The organism is Streptomyces sp. NBC_00019, assembly GCF_045041015.1.
GTDB lineage: Bacteria > Actinomycetota > Actinomycetes > Streptomycetales > Streptomycetaceae > Streptomyces.
The window spans coordinates 3,295,559-3,312,152 of sequence record NZ_CP108302.1 but is presented as its reverse complement, the minus strand read 5'-3'; the positions used below and the strand labels follow the sequence as shown (position 1 = coordinate 3,312,152).

15 protein-coding genes and 1 pseudogene are annotated in these 16,594 nt (G+C 69.1%); 8 read left to right on the top strand and 8 right to left on the bottom strand.

Annotated features, from left to right (window positions below; genetic code table 11):
* Positions 1-52: 52 nt before the first annotated feature.
* Positions 53-694 (bottom strand): DUF305 domain-containing protein, encoded by a 642-nt coding sequence (locus OHU89_RS15795; protein ID WP_405643335.1) that lies wholly within the window; start codon positions 692-694, stop codon positions 53-55.
* Positions 673-1,332 (bottom strand): DUF3105 domain-containing protein, encoded by a 660-nt coding sequence (locus OHU89_RS15790; protein WP_266893329.1) that lies wholly within the window; start codon positions 1,330-1,332, stop codon positions 673-675. The genes OHU89_RS15795 and OHU89_RS15790 overlap by 22 nt, the downstream gene beginning before the upstream one ends.
* 351 nt (positions 1,333-1,683) lie before the next feature.
* Here OHU89_RS15790 and OHU89_RS15785 point away from each other — a divergent pair, with 351 nt between their 5' ends.
* Both OHU89_RS15785 and OHU89_RS15780 read left to right on the top strand, forming a co-directional pair.
* Positions 1,684-3,045: a glutamine synthetase family protein gene (locus OHU89_RS15785; protein ID WP_266830106.1), complete on the top strand. Its 1,362-nt coding sequence runs from the start codon at positions 1,684-1,686 to the stop codon at positions 3,043-3,045.
* A gap of 130 nt (positions 3,046-3,175) precedes the next feature.
* Complete coding sequence (locus OHU89_RS15780) at positions 3,176-3,598, top strand: hypothetical protein (RefSeq protein ID WP_351689099.1); 423 nt, start codon at positions 3,176-3,178, stop codon at positions 3,596-3,598.
* A 39-nt stretch (positions 3,599-3,637) separates the two neighbouring features.
* On the opposite strand, the gene OHU89_RS15775 is transcribed toward OHU89_RS15780, so the two are convergent.
* The 3 genes and pseudogenes from OHU89_RS15775 to OHU89_RS15765 all read right to left on the bottom strand — a co-directional run bounded on the left by OHU89_RS15775 (position 3,638) and on the right by OHU89_RS15765 (position 5,135).
* Positions 3,638-4,072 (bottom strand): VOC family protein, encoded by a 435-nt coding sequence (locus OHU89_RS15775; protein ID WP_405643330.1) that lies wholly within the window; start codon positions 4,070-4,072, stop codon positions 3,638-3,640.
* Positions 4,073-4,094: 22 nt separating this feature from the next.
* A pseudogene (locus OHU89_RS15770) lies at positions 4,095-4,532 on the bottom strand (pyridoxamine 5'-phosphate oxidase family protein); the annotation flags it as partial.
* A gap of 405 nt (positions 4,533-4,937) precedes the next feature.
* Positions 4,938-5,135, bottom strand: coding sequence for a hypothetical protein (locus OHU89_RS15765; protein ID WP_405643328.1), 198 nt, complete (start codon positions 5,133-5,135; stop codon positions 4,938-4,940).
* Between the two features lie 93 nt (positions 5,136-5,228).
* Here OHU89_RS15765 and OHU89_RS15760 point away from each other — a divergent pair, with 93 nt between their 5' ends.
* Both OHU89_RS15760 and OHU89_RS15755 read left to right on the top strand, forming a co-directional pair.
* Positions 5,229-5,801: a hypothetical protein gene (locus OHU89_RS15760; RefSeq protein WP_405643325.1), complete on the top strand. Its 573-nt coding sequence runs from the start codon at positions 5,229-5,231 to the stop codon at positions 5,799-5,801.
* Positions 5,802-5,929: 128 nt separating this feature from the next.
* Entirely contained in the window at positions 5,930-8,923 is a 2,994-nt protein-coding gene (locus tag OHU89_RS15755) for a bifunctional [glutamine synthetase] adenylyltransferase/[glutamine synthetase]-adenylyl-L-tyrosine phosphorylase (protein ID WP_405643323.1), read from the top strand.
* Here the strand turns inward: OHU89_RS15755 and OHU89_RS15750 are convergent.
* On the bottom strand, positions 8,911-9,861 hold the full coding sequence (locus OHU89_RS15750; protein WP_405643321.1) for a DMT family transporter: 951 nt from the start codon (positions 9,859-9,861) through the stop codon (positions 8,911-8,913). The genes OHU89_RS15755 and OHU89_RS15750 overlap by 13 nt on opposite strands.
* Before the next feature lie 71 nt (positions 9,862-9,932).
* Between OHU89_RS15750 and OHU89_RS15745 the strand changes: the two genes are divergently transcribed.
* Positions 9,933-10,829, top strand: a complete 897-nt coding sequence (locus tag OHU89_RS15745) for a LysR family transcriptional regulator (RefSeq protein WP_405643318.1) — start codon at positions 9,933-9,935, stop codon at positions 10,827-10,829.
* On the opposite strand, the gene OHU89_RS15740 is transcribed toward OHU89_RS15745, so the two are convergent.
* Together OHU89_RS15740 and OHU89_RS15735 are read right to left on the bottom strand one after the other, a co-directional pair.
* Complete coding sequence (locus tag OHU89_RS15740; RefSeq protein WP_405643315.1) at positions 10,792-11,661, bottom strand: phosphatase PAP2 family protein; 870 nt, start codon at positions 11,659-11,661, stop codon at positions 10,792-10,794. The two genes, OHU89_RS15745 and OHU89_RS15740, sit on opposite strands and share 38 nt — an antisense overlap.
* A 132-nt stretch (positions 11,662-11,793) precedes the next feature.
* On the bottom strand, positions 11,794-12,828 hold the full coding sequence (locus tag OHU89_RS15735; RefSeq protein WP_046257830.1) for a LacI family DNA-binding transcriptional regulator: 1,035 nt from the start codon (positions 12,826-12,828) through the stop codon (positions 11,794-11,796).
* 411 nt (positions 12,829-13,239) lie between these two features.
* Between OHU89_RS15735 and OHU89_RS15730 the strand changes: the two genes are divergently transcribed.
* The 3 genes from OHU89_RS15730 (at position 13,240) to OHU89_RS15720 (ending at position 16,544) form a co-directional block, all read left to right on the top strand.
* A complete protein-coding gene (locus tag OHU89_RS15730; protein WP_405643311.1) occupies positions 13,240-14,511 on the top strand; it encodes an extracellular solute-binding protein in 1,272 nt (423 codons plus the stop codon).
* A 106-nt stretch (positions 14,512-14,617) separates the two neighbouring features.
* A complete protein-coding gene (locus OHU89_RS15725; protein WP_405643309.1) occupies positions 14,618-15,622 on the top strand; it encodes a carbohydrate ABC transporter permease in 1,005 nt (334 codons plus the stop codon).
* A 13-nt stretch (positions 15,623-15,635) separates the two neighbouring features.
* On the top strand, positions 15,636-16,544 hold the full coding sequence (locus tag OHU89_RS15720) for a sugar ABC transporter permease (RefSeq protein WP_405643306.1): 909 nt from the start codon (positions 15,636-15,638) through the stop codon (positions 16,542-16,544).
* Positions 16,545-16,594: the final 50 nt, after the last annotated feature.

Below are 16,594 nucleotides of genomic sequence, written 5' to 3'. Positions count from 1 at the left end.
TTAAGACGCTCCGAGAGCCGAGGGTTAACCCTCTAACGCCCTCTACGACCCTCTAGGAACGCGGTTTCGCGCCGCGCTCCTTCAGCATGTCCGTCATCAGGCCGATCTCCGATTCCTGCGCGTTGACCATGCCCTGCGCGATGTCCTTCTCCACCTTCACCTCGCAGCGCTCGACACAGCCCTCGGCCATGTGGACGCCGCCCTTGTGGTGGTCGGTCATGAGCTGGAGATAGAAGATCTCGGCCTGCTTGCCGCTGAGCTTCCTCAGCTTCTCCATCTCGGTGTTGGTCGCCATGCCCGGCATCAGCGCACCGTCCTCGCCGGAGGCCATGCCGCCCATGTCCATCCAGGTCATCGGCGGCTTTGACGACACCTTCGGCAGACGCCACAGATCGAGCCAGCCCAGCAGCATGCCGCGCTGGTTGGCCTGCGTCTGTGCGATGTCGTACGCGAGCAGCCGTACGTCCTCGTCCTTCGTACGGTCGCGGACGATGAACGACATCTCCACCGCCTGCTGGTGGTGCACCGCCATGTCCCGCGCGAACCCGGCGTCCGCGGTGTCCGCGGTCGGGGTGTCGGTGGAGCCGTCGTCCTGGGTGACGGCGTAGGTGATCCCCCCGGTCGCGACGAGTACCGCCGCCGCGCCCGAGGCGATCCAGCCGGCCTTCCTCACTACGACAGACCGCCCTGGCACGTCGCGCCCTTCTCCGGAGTCTGCTCGCCCTGGACATAGGTCTCGAAGAACTTGTCGACGTTCGGGTCGCTCGCGCTCGTCACCGTCCGCTGGTGGCCCCACGCCGTCAGCATGATCGGGGCCGCCTGCTTCTCGTACGGGCTCATCAGCGTGTACGGCGTCTTCTTCACCTTCGCCGCGAGCGCCTCGATGTCGGCCTTCTTGGCCTTGGCGGTGTACGTCACCCAGACCGAACCGTGCTCCAGAGAGTGCACGGCGTTCATGTTGTTGAGTTCCTTGGTGTAGACGTCGCCGTTGCAGTTCATCCAGCGGGCGTCGTGGTCACCGCCGGCCGGGGGCGTCATCGGGTACTTCACGGTCTTGGTGACGTGGGTCTGGGAGAGCTTCGACGACCACGTCTTCACCCCGTCCTTGCCCGTGGTCCAGTGACCCGGGTTGCTGGAGTCGGCCGTCGTGCTGCCGCCGTCGTCCTGCGACCGCACGAGCACGACGCCGCCCACGACGAGAGCGGTGACGACGGCCACGCTCGCCCCGATCGTGAGGAGCCGGTTGCGGCGTTCGCGGGCCTGTTCGGCACGCCGCATCTCCGCTATTCGAGCCTGGCGCTCGGCGGAGTTCTTGTTCTTGGCGGAACCCATGGGGTGTGTCCTTCTGGGTAAGGAGGGCCGGTCGGGTCCGCTGATCGTAATGGGGAAGGGGGTGTCTCCAGAAAGGGAGGGCACAGGAATGGCCGAAGACCGGGAGACCGCGGAGATCCGGGTCCGCCGAGGTTGCGACACGCCCGGCATTACTTATACGGGTCCGAGCAGGCAAGATGGGCGGCAGAACAGTACACCTGCCGTACGTGAGGCGTTCGCCCGGAGGTCGGCCCGCCGATCATGGTCCGCAACACGGATGAAATGGTGTTGTGGTGGGATGCTCAGGTGCCCGACCGTCTCGCGCGGGACCGGAGACAGGTGGCCTGACCAGCAAGGATGGGGAAGCTGAAGATGGACAAGCAGCAGGAGTTCGTGCTCCGGACGTTGGAGGAGCGCGACATCCGGTTCGTACGCCTGTGGTTCACGGACGTGCTGGGCTTCCTCAAGTCCGTAGCCGTGGCCCCGGCCGAACTGGAACAGGCATTCGACGAGGGCATCGGATTCGACGGCTCCGCGATCGAGGGCTTCGCCCGGGTCTACGAGTCCGACATGATCGCCAAGCCGGACCCGTCGACCTTCCAGATCCTGCCGTGGCGCGCCGAGGCGCCCGGTACGGCCCGGATGTTCTGCGACATCCTCATGCCGGACGGCTCGCCGTCCTTCGCGGACCCGCGCTACGTGCTCAAGCGCGCGCTGGCCCGCACCTCGGACCTGGGCTTCACCTTCTACACCCACCCCGAGATCGAGTTCTTCCTGCTGAAGGACAAGCCGCTGGACGGTACCCGTCCCACGCCGGCCGACAACTCGGGCTACTTCGACCACACCCCGCAGAACATCGGCATGGACTTCCGCCGCCAGGCGATCACCATGCTGGAGTCGATGGGCATCTCGGTGGAGTTCTCCCACCACGAGGGCGCCCCCGGCCAGCAGGAGATCGACCTCCGCTACGCCGACGCGCTCTCGACGGCGGACAACATCATGACGTTCCGCCTGGTCATGAAGCAGGTGGCGCTGGAGCAGGGCGTCCAGGCGACCTTCATGCCGAAGCCGTTCAGTGAGCACCCGGGGTCCGGGATGCACACACACCTCTCCCTCTTCGAGGGCGACCGCAACGCGTTCTATGAGTCGGGCTCGGAGTACCAGCTCTCCAAGGTCGGCCGCTCCTTCATCGCGGGCCTGCTGAAGCACTCCGCGGAGATCTCCGCGGTCACCAACCAGTGGGTCAACTCCTACAAGCGCATCTGGGGCGGCTCGGAGCGCACGGCGGGCGCCGGCGGCGAGGCCCCCTCGTACATCTGCTGGGGCCACAACAACCGCTCGGCCCTGGTCCGCGTCCCCATGTACAAGCCCGGCAAGACCGGCTCCGCCCGCATCGAGGTCCGCTCGATCGACTCCGGCGCCAACCCGTACCTGGCGTACGCCGTCCTCCTGGCCGCCGGCCTCAAGGGCATCGAGGAGGGCTACGAGCTCCCGCCGGGCGCCGAGGACGACGTCTGGGCCCTCTCCGACGCCGAGCGCCGCGCGATGGGCATCGAGCCCCTCCCGCAGAACCTCGGCGAGGCCCTGACCCTCATGGAGCGCAGCGACCTGGTCGCCGAGACCCTGGGCGAGCACGTCTTCGACTTCTTCTTGCGCAACAAGCGGCAGGAGTGGGAGGAGTACCGCTCCGAGGTGACCGCGTTCGAGCTGCGGAAGAACCTGCCGGTTCTGTAAGCACGTATGCGCAGGAAGGGCCGACGGTCATGGACCGTCGGCCCTTTCGCGTTTCCTCAAATACATGCCGAGAACCTCCCAAGCCGTGACATGATCGCGCCACATCAGTCAGTGATCAAGGAGCGATTGCATGCGAACTCGCGCAAGGGTGGGGCTTGTCGGCGCGGCCGCGGCGGTTCTGGTCGGCACCGTCTCGGGTGTTGCCTGGGCCGACAACAACGTTCATACCTGTACCGCGTCCGCGGACGACGACGGTGGCAGGGACTGCAGTTTCTGGTTCTACAAGGAGGACGGCAACACCCAGGTCGGGTACGCCGGATTCCAGGCGTACGGCGAGCACCTCATCGCCGACGACAGCTGGACCGACGGGCGTGGTGTCTTCGTCTCGGCCTCGTGGAGCGGGGGCTACAAGGAGATATGGGCCACGGGCGGCAACGGCGACTACGAGAACGTCAACCTGTCCATCGGTGAAGGCGTTTCCGTGACGGTGACGGCGTGCCAGACCGACAACGGGGCGCTTCTCAACTGCGCGACGCAGACCTCAAGGGCGTGACGACGGGGGCGCGGGCCGGCCCGCGCCCCCACACGTGCGCTACTTGCCTGTCAGCTTCGCCAGTACCTGGTGCAGCGGCTCGGTCTCGCGGCGCTTGTACTCCTGGATCGCCCAGCCGTTGCCGTCCGGGTCCTTGAAGTACATGAAGGTGGCGCCGTCCTGCGGGGCGAACTGGACCGGCTCGCTGACGTCGAGGCCGCGCGCCGTCAGCTCGTCGTACGCCGCCTTCGCGTCCGTGACGCACAGCTGCATGCCGTGGTACGTGCCCGGCTTTGGTGTGCCCGTGGGGACCTGGAGACCGTCGACCAGGGCGATGGAACAGCCCGAGCCCGGCGGGGTCAGCTGGACGATCCGTACGCCCTCCATCACCTCGCCGTCGAGGTCCACGTGGAAACCGACCTTGTCCCGATAGAACTCCTTGGCCCGATCCACATCGGAAACCGGCAGCAGGATCACTTCGAGGGACATGTCCATGGCGTTGACTCCCTTGTCGACGTCAGTCGAACCGCCAGCGGGTCTGGCTGAACGGCTCCCCCTTACCGAAGCCGAAAACCGTGCGCGGCGCCACCGAGAAGACGAAAGCGTGCCCGGCACCGTGGTGGAAGCTGCCGTTCCGTACCTCGAAGCGCCAGAACTCGCCGTATTTCTCCTCCCACGCGGCCGCCAGCTCCCGCAGCCGCCCGTCATCCACGACGCGCACCGCCTCGCCCTCCACGACGAGGTCGTAGCCCTCCTTCCAGGTGTTGACGCCGGTCGTCAGCACGACCTGCGGGTTCGCCGCCAGATTTCGGGCCTTGCGCTCCTCCGGACCCGTGCAGAAGTGCAGCGCGCCCTCCGACCAGACCGCGGGCAGCGGGGTCACATGCGGGCGCCCGTCCGGCCGGACCGTGGAGATCCAGAACAGCTCGGCCTGGTTGAGGATCTTCAGCGCCTCGGGCTGCTCGGCGATCTGCGGGGTGTTCAGACCCCGGGCCACGCAGCGCAGGACGTCCAGCTCCCGCCGGGTCAGCCGCACGGGAGGCCGACGCCTGAGGGCGGCCTCCTTGTAGATCTCGTACACATGGGGAGCCAGCAGCTCCAGGGTGGTCATCTCGTGCGCGGTGAACGGCTTGGAGCCCGTACGGAAGAACTGGAACACCCGGGTGCGGTTCGGGGCGGTGGGCAGGGCGATGTCCGCGATGGTCGGGCACGGGGCGAGGAACTCCGTGTAGATCGGCAGGTTCCGTAGCTCGCGCACCGAGAGGAAGTCCGACATCTGCGTCGTCTCGGGAACGTCGTGCGGCCGGCAGACCTGCAGCCGGAAGACACGGAGGTATCCCATGCGTTCCCACCTGCGCCCCTACGACGGTCGCGGCCACCCGCGTCCGCACCGGCCCGCCGCCCTCGCCACGGGCGCCGCCATGCTCGTCGCGGCCCTGCTCGCCACCGGCTGCCAGGCCGCGACCACGAAGGCCGCCCCCGAGGCCGCGCCCGAGAAGGCCGAGGCCTTCACCACCGTGCGCTTCACGCTCGGCCCCGCGGCGGCGTCCAGTTCCACGGGGCCTCCCGCGAGGCGGTCACCGCGGCCGGGTCCTACGCCGTCTCCGCGGGCCGCGCACACCCCTTCGCCCGCCCCGACGGGCGGCTGCTGGTGGTGCTGCGGCACTGGCCCGAGGCCCGTACGGAACGGGCCTCGCGCGGGCGGGCGCCCCGGCGGCTCGTGCCGCCCGAGGAGGCCGCGGTCGAGACGGGCTTCCTGGTCGACACCGCGGACTGGGTGCGGGCCGACCTCGACGGACACCCGTTGCAGTGGCTGCGTGACGACACGATCCGCGTCGACACCACGAACGGCACCGTCGGCGACCTCAGCAGTCTGACCCTGTCCGGACCGCACGGGGGTCGGTCCGGACAGCCCGTCCCGCCGCCGGGCGGCCCCGGGTGCGAGAAGCCCTCGCAGCTGGTCCCCCCGTCGGTCGAGCCGGGCGCGTCCGTGACGGCCGTACTGACCCGGCTGCGCGCCCGCTGCCTCGACGTCCAGTACGCCACCCTGCCCGGCAAGGGCACTCCCGGCACCGTCCAACGGGTGTACGTCCCCCTCGCCGGCCACCCCGTCGCAGCCGCCTTCCTGCCACCCCTCGAAGGCACCACGGCCCCGGACCGCATGCCCGGCGACAAGGTCCTCACCGACGCGTCCCGCCCGGCCACGGTGGTGGTGACCCGCTGACACCCGGGGTGCGCCCGGTGCCGTGGACGGGGAAGGCGCGCGCCCACCCGCTCGATCCGTCCCGGCGCTTCTCTCACCCTCTCCGGTTAGGCTCAAGCTCGTACGACCTTGATCGGAGGAGGCCGAGGATGACGGCGCCGGGGCGCAGGAGCAGTACCTTCAGTCGGCTGCTGCGGCACGGGTTCACCGATCCCTCGGCTGCCGAGCGGCTGCTGGACGGTCCGGAGCTGACCGGCGTACGCAATGATCCCGTGCTGCTGGAAGCCCTCGGTGCCACCGCCGACCCCGATCTCGCGCTGCACGGCCTCGTACGGCTCCTGGAGGCACAGCCCGCCCCCACCGCCCGCCGGGAGCTGCTGGACACGGTGATAGCGGCCAAGCCGTTGCGCGACCGTCTGCTGGGTGTGCTGGGGGCCTCCGCCGCGCTCGCCGAGCATCTGGCCCGGCATGCCGGGGACTGGCAGGCGCTCGTCATGTACGAACCGCGCGATCTGCACCCCGGCGTGGAGGAGTTCGAGCGCGGGCTCGCCGAGGCCGACGACCCCGTCTCCCTGCGCGTCGCCTACCGGCGCTGTCTGCTGTCCATCGCCGCCCGTGACGTGTGCGGCACCACCGACATCGCCGAGACCGCCGCCGAGCTCGCCGACCTCGCCACCGCGACCCTGCGCGCCGCCCTCGCCATCGCCCGCGCCGCCGCCCCCGACGACGCCGCGCTGTGCCGGCTCGCCGTCATCGCGATGGGCAAGTGCGGTGGCCACGAGCTCAATTACGTGTCCGACGTCGATGTCATCTTCGTCGGCGAGGCCGTCGAGGGGGCCGACGAGGGCAAGGCCCTGCGGTCCGCCACCAAGCTCGCCTCGCACATGATGCGGATCTGCTCCGAGACGACCGTCGAGGGGTCGATCTGGCCCGTCGACGCCAACCTGCGGCCCGAGGGCCGCAACGGTCCGCTGGTGCGGACGCTCGCCAGCCACCTCGCCTACTACCAGCGCTGGGCCAAGACCTGGGAGTTCCAGGCGCTCCTCAAGGCCCGCCCGGTCGCCGGTGACATCGAGCTCGGCGAGGAGTACATCAGCGCGCTGGAACCCCTCGTCTGGAAGGCCGCCGAGCGCGAGAACTTCGTCGCCGACGTGCAGAAGATGCGGCGCCGGGTCGTCGAGAACATCCCGGTCGCCGAGGTCGAGCGCGAGCTGAAGCTCGGCCCCGGTGGCCTCCGCGACGTCGAATTCGCCGTACAGCTCCTGCAGTTGGTGCACGGCAGGGCCGACGCCTCCCTCCGCAGCGGCACCACCCTCGACGCGCTCCAGGCCCTCGCCGCCGGCGGCTATGTCGGCCGCGACGACGCCGTGCAACTCGACGACGCCTACCGCTTCCTGCGCTCCATGGAGCACCGCATCCAGCTCTACCGGCTGCGCCGCACCCACCTCGTCCCCGAGGACGACGCCGACCAGCGCCGTATCGGCCGCTCCCTGGGCCTGCGCACGGATCCGGTCGTCGAGCTGAACCGCGAGTGGAAGCGGCACACCAGCGTCGTACGGCGACTGCACGAGAAGCTCTTCTACCGGCCGCTGCTCGACGCCGTCGCCCAACTCGCGTCCGGCGAGACCCGGTTGAGCCCCGAGGCGGCCCGGGAGCGGCTGGTCGCGCTCGGGTACGCCGACCCGGCCGCGGCCCTGCGGCACCTGGAGGCCCTCGCCTCCGGCGTCACCCGCAAGGCAGCGATCCAGCGAACTCTCCTTCCCGTACTGCTGGGTTGGTTCGCCGACTCCGCCGACCCGGACGCGGGCCTGCTCAACTTCCGCAAGGTGTCGGACGCGTTGGGCAAGACCCCCTGGTATCTGCGGCTGCTGCGCGACGAGGGTGCCGCCGCCGAGAACCTCGCGCGCGTGCTGTCCGCCGGGCGCCTCGCCCCCGACCTGCTCATGCGCGCACCGGAAGCCGTCGCGCTGCTGGGCGACAGCGACGGTGGGCTCGAACCGCGCGGCCGGGCCGCACTGGAACAGGAGATCCTCGCCGGGGTCAGCCGCGCGGACGGCGCCACACAGGCGGTCACCGCGGCCCGCGGAGTACGCCGCCGCGAACTGTTCCGTACCTGCGCCGCCGACATCGTCGGCTCCTACGGCACCGAGACCCAGCCCGCCGAGGCCGACCAGGGCGCCCTGGTGGACCGGGTCGGCGGCGCCGTCTCCGACCTCAACGCGGCGACCCTCGCGGGCACCCTGCGCGCGGTGGTCCGCGACACCTGGGGCGACACCCTGCCCACCCGGTTCGCCGTCATCGGCATGGGCCGCTTCGGCGGTCACGAACTCGGCTACGGCTCCGACGCGGACGTCCTGTTCGTCCACGAGCCGCGCAACGGCGTGCCCGAGCAGTCGGCCTCCGAGGCCGCCAACAAGGTCGTCACCGAGATGCGCCGCCTGCTGTTGCTCCCGAGCGCCGACCCGCCCCTGCTGATCGACGCGGACCTGCGCCCCGAAGGCAAGTCCGGGCCGCTCGTACGGACGTTGAAGTCGTACGAGGCGTACTACCGCCGGTGGTCCTTGGTCTGGGAGTCACAGGCGCTGCTGCGGGCCGAGGTCGTCGCCGGTGACGAGGACCTGGGGCAGCGTTTCATCGAGCTGATCGATCCGCTGCGGTATCCGGCGGAGGGGCTCGGTGACGATGCCGTACGGGAGATTCGGCGGCTGAAGGCGCGGATGGAGTCGGAGCGGCTGCCTCGCGGCGCCGACCCGAAGCTGCACACCAAGCTGGGGCCGGGGGGGCTCTCCGACGTCGAGTGGGTCGTGCAGCTCATGCAGTTGCAGCACGGGTGGGTCGAGCCGGGGCTGCGGACCACGCGGACGCGGGAGGCGCTTGCCGCGGCGTGCGCCGCGGAGCTCATCGCCGGTGAGGATGCCGAGATCCTTGATGAGGCTTGGGTGTTGGCGACTCGGGTGCGGAATGCGGTGATGCTGGTTCGGGGGCGGGCCGGGGACACCTTCCCCACCGACCCGCGTGAACTGGCCGCCGTGGGGCGGTACTTGGGGTATGGGCCCGGGCATGTGGGGGACATGCTGGATGACTATCGGCGTACGGCGCGGCGGGCGCGGGCTGTGGTGGAGACGCTGTTTTACGGGGCGTAGAGCTTTTCCTTCGGCTGCGGCGCCGTCGTGGTTGCTCGCGCCCGCGCGGCGGTAGCCGCAGATTCAACAGAGCCCCGCGCCCCTTTGGGGCGCGTCATCGCGACGCCTGTCAGGACGATCGCCATGCCGATGAGTACCCGTACTCCGACCTGCTCGTCCAACAGCAGTGCGCCCAGCGCCACCGACACCACCGGCAGCAGATAACCCACCGTCGCCGCGGTCGTCGCGCCCTCGTCCGCGATCAGGCGGTAGTTGAGGTAGAAGGTCACGCCCGTGCCCAGGACGCCCAGGGCGGCCACCGCGAGGAGGGCGGTCATGTCGGCGTCGACCGGGCCCGCCACCGGAAGGGACAGCGTCGTCCAACCCGTCGCCATGAGCAGCTGTGCAGCTGACATCGCCATCGGCGCCTGCTTGTCGGTCAGCTTGCGGGCCATGTACGCGAACGCCACCGCATAGCTCGCCGCGGCTCCCAGCAGGGCCAGCGCGCTCCAGCTCAGCAGGCCCGAGCGGTGCCAGGGGGCGAAGATCAGGACCGTGCCGGCGAAGCCGAGGAAGAGACCGGCGAGGCGTACGGGGTGCAGGCCGCGGTCGGTGCCGAGTAGCAGGCCGATCAGCAGCGACCACAGGGGCGTTGTCGCGTTCAGGACGCCCGCGATACCCGAGTCGAGGCTCTGCTCACCCACCGCGAACAGGGCGAAGGGGATGGCGTTGCAGAACAGCGCTGCCACGACCAGATGACCCCAGGTGGCCCGTGAGCGGGGCAGTCGCTGACCGGCCGAGCGGGCCAGCACCAGCAGGGTCGCCGTGCCCAGCACGCAGCGGACGATGGTGATCTGCGCGGGGGAGAGGCCGTGGTTGAGGGCGAGCTTGATCCAGAGGAACCCCGAGCCCCACAGGAGGGCGAGGACGGCCATGCGGAGCGTGGAGGCGGGAGACATGCCTCTACGGTCGGGGAGGTGACGCGTGAGGACAAGTGAAGAGTTCTTGATGAGTTGTTAAGCTGTGCTACATGCTGGATGTGCGTCGGATGCAGGTGCTGCGGGCCGTGGTGAGCAGCGGGTCGGTGACGGGGGCGGCGACGGTGCTGGGCTACACGCCCTCCGCCGTGAGTCAGCAGATCGCCGCGCTGGAGAAGGAGGCGCGGACGGATCTGCTGGAACGGGTCGGGAGAGGGGTGCGCCCCACGGCGGCGGGGCTGCTCCTGACCGAGTACGCGGACACGATCAGCCGTCAGGTCGCCGAGGCGGAGACCGCCCTGGCGGATCTGCTCGCGGGGCGCACGGGCCGGCTGTCGGTGCGGTACTTCGCGACGGCGGGCGCGTCCCTGGTCGCCCCGGCGGTCGCCCGGCTGCGGACGGAGCATCCCGGCGTACAGATCGAGCTGAAGCTCATCGATCCCGAGGACCCGCTGCCGGACGTGCGGGAGGGCCGGGCGGATCTGGCGCTGGTGGTGGGGCCACGAGCCTCCGGCCAGGAGGGCGTCCGGTTCCTGCACCTGCTGGACGACCCCTACCTCGCGGTACTTCCCGAGGGCCACCACCTGGCGCATGCCGAAGAGCTGGAGATGTCCGACCTCGCGGAGGAACCCTGGGTCGGCAGCGAATGGCCCGGCCCCTGCCTCGACGCCCAGCTCACCGCCTGTGAGACGGCGGGGTTCCGGCCACGCTTCGTGGTCGAGAGCGAGGACTACGTCACCGCCCAGGGGTTCGTCGCGGCGGGGCTCGGGGTGAGCCTCATCCCCCGGCTCGGGCTGGGGGTCGGCGTCCGGCCGGGAGTGGTCGTACGGGAACTGCGGAGCCCGCAGCCCGCACGCTCGATCTACGCGGCCGTACGCGAGACCGCCCCGCCTCAGCCGGCGCTGCGGGCGTTCATCGCGGCGATGCGGGCTGCGGCCGGGGCTGCTTGAGGGCGACCGCCGGCACCAGCTGCGGCAAGCGGTACGGCAGGGCGCCGTACCAGAGCCGTGCCACCGTGAAGCCGAAGGTCAGGCACAGGATGCCGCCCACCGCGTCGAGCCAGAAGTGGTTGGCGGTGGCGACGATGACCACGAGGGTGGCCGTCGGGTAGAGGAGGCCCAGGACGCGCACCCAGGGCACCGACGCCAGCGCGAAGATCGTCAGGCCGCACCACAGGGACCAGCCGATGTGCATGGACGGCATCGCGGCGTACTGGTTCGACATGTTCTTGAGGTCGCCGGAGGCCATCGAGCCCCACGTCTGGTGGACCATGACCGTGTCGATGAAGTCGCCGCCGTTCATCAGGCGGGGCGGGGCCAGCGGATACAGGTAGTAACCGACGAGGGCCACGCCGGTCGTCGCGAACAGCACCATGCGGGTCGCCGCGTAGCGGCCGGGATGACTACGGAAGAGCCACGCCAGGACACCGAGCGTCACCACGAAGTGCAGCGTCGCGTAGTAGTAGTTCATGCCCACGATCAGCCAAGTCGCGGAATTCACCGCGTGGTTGACCGACTCCTCGACCGCGATCCCCAGATCGTGCTCGACCCGCCAGATCCAGTCGGCATTGCGCAGCGCCTCGGCCTTCTGCTCCGGGACCGCGTTGCGGATCAGCGAGTACGTCCAGTAACTCACAGCGATCAGCAGGATCTCGAACCAGAGGCGGGGGCGGCGCGGGGTGCGTAGACGGCGCACGAGACCCCGTTCCGTCGTCTCGTCCGCGACGGGCTGCGGAACGACCTCTGCGCGGCCTTCCAGTGTCGTCACGGTCGGATCACCCATGGACACAGAGTCTGCCAGAAAAGCCCTTGCCCCCAGATCATCCCCCGGTCGGGTCCGGGATGCATGTTCTACGACGGTACGACTGCCCCATCTCCTACCAGCGTACTGCCCGAAACCCCTGGATTCTCCGCCCTAGGGACGATTCCGGTCCCCAGGGGCCGAAGCGGTCGAACCGCGTACCACCAGCTCCGGCATGAACACGAACTCACTGTGCGGAGCGGGCGTCCCGCCGATCTCCTCGAGCAGCGTGCGCACCGCGGCCTGCCCCATCGCCGGCACCGGCTTGCGGACCGTGGTGAGAGGCGGGTCGGTGAAGGCGATCAGTGGGGAGTCGTCGAAGCCGACCACAGAGATGTCCTTCGGCACGTCCAGACCGAGCTGCCGGGCCGCCCGTATCGCACCCAGCGCCATCATGTCGCTGGCGCACACCACCGCCGTGCAGTTGCGGGAGATCAGCGCCGTGGCGGCCGCCTGACCGCCCTCCAGGGTGTAGAGCGAGTGCTGGACGAGCTCCGTCTCGACCGTCTCCGCGGTCAGGCCCAGCTGGTCCTGCATCGCGCGGACGAAGCCGTCGATCTTGCGCTGGACGGGCACGAACCGCTTGGGACCCAGCGCCAGCCCGATCCTCGTGTGCCCCAGCGAGATCAGATGCGTCACCGCGAGCGTCATCGCCGCGCGGTCGTCGGGGGAGATGAAGGGCGCCTGCACCTTCGGCGAGAAGCCGTCCACGAGGACGAACGGCACACCCTGGCCGCGCAGCTGCTCGTAGCGCTGCATGTCGGCGGAGGTGTCCGCGTGCAGTCCGGAGACGAAGATGATGCCGGCCACGCCCCGGTCGACGAGCATCTCGGTGAGCTCGTCCTCGGTGGAGCCGCCCGGGGTCTGGGTGGCGAGGACGGGGGTGTAGCCCTGCCGCGTCAGCGCCTGCCCGATGACCTGGGCCAGTGCCGGGAATATGGGGTTCTCCAGCTCCGGCGTTATCAGCCCCACCAGACCCTCGCTGCGCTGCCGCAGACGCACCGGGCGTTCATAGCCGAGCACGTCGAGTGCGGCCAGCACGGACTGGCGGGTGGTGGAGGCGACGCCGGGCTTCCCGTTGAGGACGCGGCTGACAGTCGCTTCACTGACCCCCGCCTGTGCAGCGATGTCGGCAAGCCGTGTGGTCACAGGGGTGGACTGTACCGCCCGTATCTGCCCTTGCACACCAATTGGACGTCGCGACCGACCTGTTGGCCGGCCGGGTCCGGGTTGCTGCGTCATCGCGCTCCCTCGTGAAAGTGATGGCAAGAGCTTGCAGAGTCTTGCACAACCCGTGTTGTGCCGCCCCACCGCCGGAAACAAGCGTCTCACGGCGGTTGCCGAGAGGTCACGCCCGGATAACATCGATGATGTCTTGCACTTTTTTGCTGCAAGACCTTTCGCGCCGCTTACATCGCTGTTACGTTCGGCCACGCCCGGCGGCCGCAACGGCGCAGTCGGACAGCGGCAGGGACGGCGGACGGGACCGCCACCTGCGCAAGCAGGGCGGCAGACGGGGCCATCCCTGCACATACGGGCTTTCACCCTCAAGGAGAACTCATGCGGCGTGGCATAGCGGCCACCGCGCTGGTGGCGTCCCTCGCCCTCGCGGCGACGGCCTGCGGCGGAGACAGCGACAGCGGCGACAAGGCCGACGGCCCGGTCACCATCACCTGGTGGGACACCTCCAACGCCACCAATGAGGCGCCGACCTACAAGGCCCTCATCAAGGAGTTCGAGGCCGCCAACAAGGACGTCAAGGTCAAGTACGTCAACGTCCCCTTCGACCAGGCGCAGAACAAGTTCGACACCGCCGCCGGCGCCTCGGGCGCCCCGGACGTGCTGCGCTCCGAGGTCGGCTGGACCCCCGCCTTCGCCAAGAAGGGCTTCTTCCTGCCGCTGGACGGCACCGAGGCGCTCGCCGACGAGAGCAAGTTCAAGTCCAACCTGATCGAGCAGGCCAAGTACGAGGGCAAGACGTACGGCGTCCCGATCGTCACGGACACGCTCGCCCTTGTGTACAACAAGGAGCTCTTCGAGAAGGCCGGCGTCGAGGCCCCCAAGACCTGGGACGACCTGAAGAAGGCCGCCGCCACGGTCAAGGACAAGACCGGCGTCGACGGCTACTGGGGCTCCACCCAGGCCTACTACGCCCAGTCCTTCCTCTACGGCGAGGGCACCGACACCGTCGACGCCGACGCCAAGAAGGTCACGGTCAACTCGGACGCCGCGAAGAAGGCGTACGGCACCTGGCTGAGCCTCTTCTCCGGCAAGGGCCTGCACAAGGCCGACACCACCGCCGACGCCTACGCCCACATCCAGGACGCGTTCGTCAACGGCAAGGTCGCCGCGATCATCCAGGGCCCGTGGGAGATCACCAACTTCTACAAGGGCGCCGCGTTCAAGGACAAGGCCAACCTCGGCATCGCCACCGTCCCGGCCGGCTCCACCGGCAAGGCGGGCGCCCCGACCGGCGGCCACAACCTCTCGGTCTACGCCGGCTCCGACGCCGCCCACCAGAAGGCCTCGCTGAAGTTCCTCAACTTCATGACCTCCGCGAAGTCCCAGGCCACCATCGCGCTGAAGAACTCCACGCTGCCCACCCGTGACGACGCCTACACCGACGAGGTCAAGGCCGACCCGGGCATCGCCGGCTACGGCACGGTCCTCTCCGCCGCCCAGCCGCGCCCGGCGCTGCCCGAGTACAGCTCCCTGTGGGGCCCGCTGGACACCGAGCTGCCCAAGATCGCCGGCGGCAAGGAGTCCCTGGACAAGGGCCTGAGCAACGCCGAGACCGCGATCGCCAAGCTGGTGCCGGACTTCAGCAAGTGAGCCCGGGTGGCCGCCGGATCTCCCGACATGGGGGGAGGGATCCGGCGGCCACCGGCCTGTGCCCAGCCACTTCTCAGTGCCGTAGAACTCCCAGAAGGTGTCGAACATGACAGTCGCCATCGACCGCGCCACCGGCAAGCGCCGCGGTGACCGCGCGCCGCGGCCCGGGCTGGGCCAACGCTTCAAGCGCAGCTACCAGAAGCACTGGTACGCCTACGCGATGATCGCCCCGGTGGCGATCGTGCTCGGCGTCCTCGTGCTCTACCCCCTGATCTACGGCGTCTACCTCACGCTCACCGACGCCAACAGCCTCAACACGGCCCGCACCATCGGCGTCAACCACATCGACGCCACCTACAAGTTCATCGGCCTCGACAACTACGCCGACATCCTGTGGGGCCCGACGGCGTACGACCGCTTCTGGTCGCACTTCATCTGGACCATCGTCTGGACGGCACTCTGTGTCGCCCTGCACTACAGCCTCGGCCTCGGCCTCGCGCTGCTGCTCAACCAGAAGCTTCGGGGACGGACGCTGTACCGGCTGATCCTCGTCCTGCCCTGGGCCGTGCCGACCTTCGTCACCGTCTTCGGCTGGCGGTTCATGCTCGCCGACGGCGGCGTCATCAACAGCTTCCTGGAGACCCTCCACCTGCCGACACCGCTGTGGCTGGAGGACACCTTCTGGCAGCGGTTCGCCGCGATCATGGTCAACACCTGGTGCGGTGTGCCGTTCATGATGGTCTCGCTGCTCGGCGGACTGCAGTCCATCGACAGCTCGCTCTACGAGGCCGCCGAGATGGACGGCGCCACCGCCTGGCAGCGCTTCAGGCACGTCACCCTGCCGGGCCTCAGGTCCGTCAGCTCCACCGTCGTGCTCCTCGGCGTCATCTGGACCTTCAACCAGTTCGCCGTCATCTTCCTGCTGTTCGGCAACACCGCCCCCGACGCCCAGATCCTGGTCACATGGGCCTACTTCCTCGGCTTCGGACAGCAGCCGCGCGACTTCGCGCAGTCCGCCGCCTACGGCATCCTGCTGCTGGCCATCCTGATCATCTTCACCTCCTTCTACCGCCGCTGGCTGAACCGCAATGACCAGCAGCTCGCGATCTGAGGCAGGAGTCCCCATGAGTACGACCACCGTCGACACCCCCGCCGAAGTGAGCAAGCAGCGCTCCTCGCACGCCCCCCGCCGGGTCCGGCGCCGCGGCGAGAACAGTCGCGCCGGCTCGTTCGTCTCCCACGGCATCCTGATCGTCGCGTGCCTGATCGCGCTGTTCCCGATCGTCTGGCTGATCTTCCTGTCCCTCGGTCCGGACAAGGACGACTACCTCCACCCCGGCGGCATCTGGGACAAGATGTCGTTCGACAACTACTCGTTCGTCCTCCAGCACACGGCCTTCTTCGACTGGCTGAAGAGCTCGCTGATCGTCTCGCTCGGCACCACCGTCATCGGCGTGCTGATCGCCTCGACCACGGGCTACGCCGTCTCCCGGATGCGTTTTCCGGGCTACCGGAAGTTCATGTGGGTGCTTCTGGTCACCCAGATGTTCCCGGTAGCCGTACTCATGGTGCCGATGTACCAGATGCTCTCGGATCTGCAGCTCATCGACAGCTACCTTGGGCTCATCCTCGTGTACTGCACGACCGCGGTGCCGTACTGTGCCTGGCTGCTCAAGGGCTACTTCGACACCATCCCGTTCGAGATCGACGAGGCCGGCCGCGTCGACGGGCTGACCCCCTTCGGCACGTTCGCCCGACTGATCCTTCCGCTCGCCAAGCCGGGGCTCGCGGTCGCCGCGTTCTACAGCTTCCTGACCGCGTTCGGTGAGGTCGCGTTCGCGTCGACGTTCATGCTGTCCGACACGAAGTACACGTTCGCGGTCGGTCTGCAGAGCTTTGTGAGTGAGCACGATGCGCAGCGCAACCTGATGGCTGCGACCGCGGTGCTGATCGCGATACCGGTGTCGGCGTTCTTCTACCTCGTCCAGAAGAACCTGGTGACCGGCCTCACCGCGGGTGGCACCAAGGGGTGAGTGCCGCGTCTGGTTGTCGATCGGCCCCAGCGCCGTCGTGGCTGGTCGCG

Bases quoted from the DNA above. Each gene is read 5' to 3' on its own strand.
- OHU89_RS15790 (WP_266893329.1), bottom strand. From the start codon at position 1,332: ATGGGTTCCGCCAAGAACAAGAACTCCGCCGAGCGCCAGGCTCGAATA.
- OHU89_RS15785 (WP_266830106.1), top strand. From the start codon at position 1,684: ATGGACAAGCAGCAGGAGTTCGTGCTCCGGACGTTGGAGGAGCGCGAC.
- OHU89_RS15780 (WP_351689099.1), top strand. From the start codon at position 3,176: ATGCGAACTCGCGCAAGGGTGGGGCTTGTCGGCGCGGCCGCGGCGGTT.
- OHU89_RS15775 (WP_405643330.1), bottom strand. From the start codon at position 4,072: ATGGACATGTCCCTCGAAGTGATCCTGCTGCCGGTTTCCGATGTGGAT.
- OHU89_RS15755 (WP_405643323.1), top strand. From the start codon at position 5,930: ATGACGGCGCCGGGGCGCAGGAGCAGTACCTTCAGTCGGCTGCTGCGG.
- OHU89_RS15750 (WP_405643321.1), bottom strand. From the start codon at position 9,861: ATGTCTCCCGCCTCCACGCTCCGCATGGCCGTCCTCGCCCTCCTGTGG.
- OHU89_RS15745 (WP_405643318.1), top strand. From the start codon at position 9,933: ATGCTGGATGTGCGTCGGATGCAGGTGCTGCGGGCCGTGGTGAGCAGC.
- OHU89_RS15740 (WP_405643315.1), bottom strand. From the start codon at position 11,661: ATGGGTGATCCGACCGTGACGACACTGGAAGGCCGCGCAGAGGTCGTT.
- OHU89_RS15730 (WP_405643311.1), top strand. From the start codon at position 13,240: ATGCGGCGTGGCATAGCGGCCACCGCGCTGGTGGCGTCCCTCGCCCTC.
- OHU89_RS15725 (WP_405643309.1), top strand. From the start codon at position 14,618: ATGACAGTCGCCATCGACCGCGCCACCGGCAAGCGCCGCGGTGACCGC.
- OHU89_RS15720 (WP_405643306.1), top strand. From the start codon at position 15,636: ATGAGTACGACCACCGTCGACACCCCCGCCGAAGTGAGCAAGCAGCGC.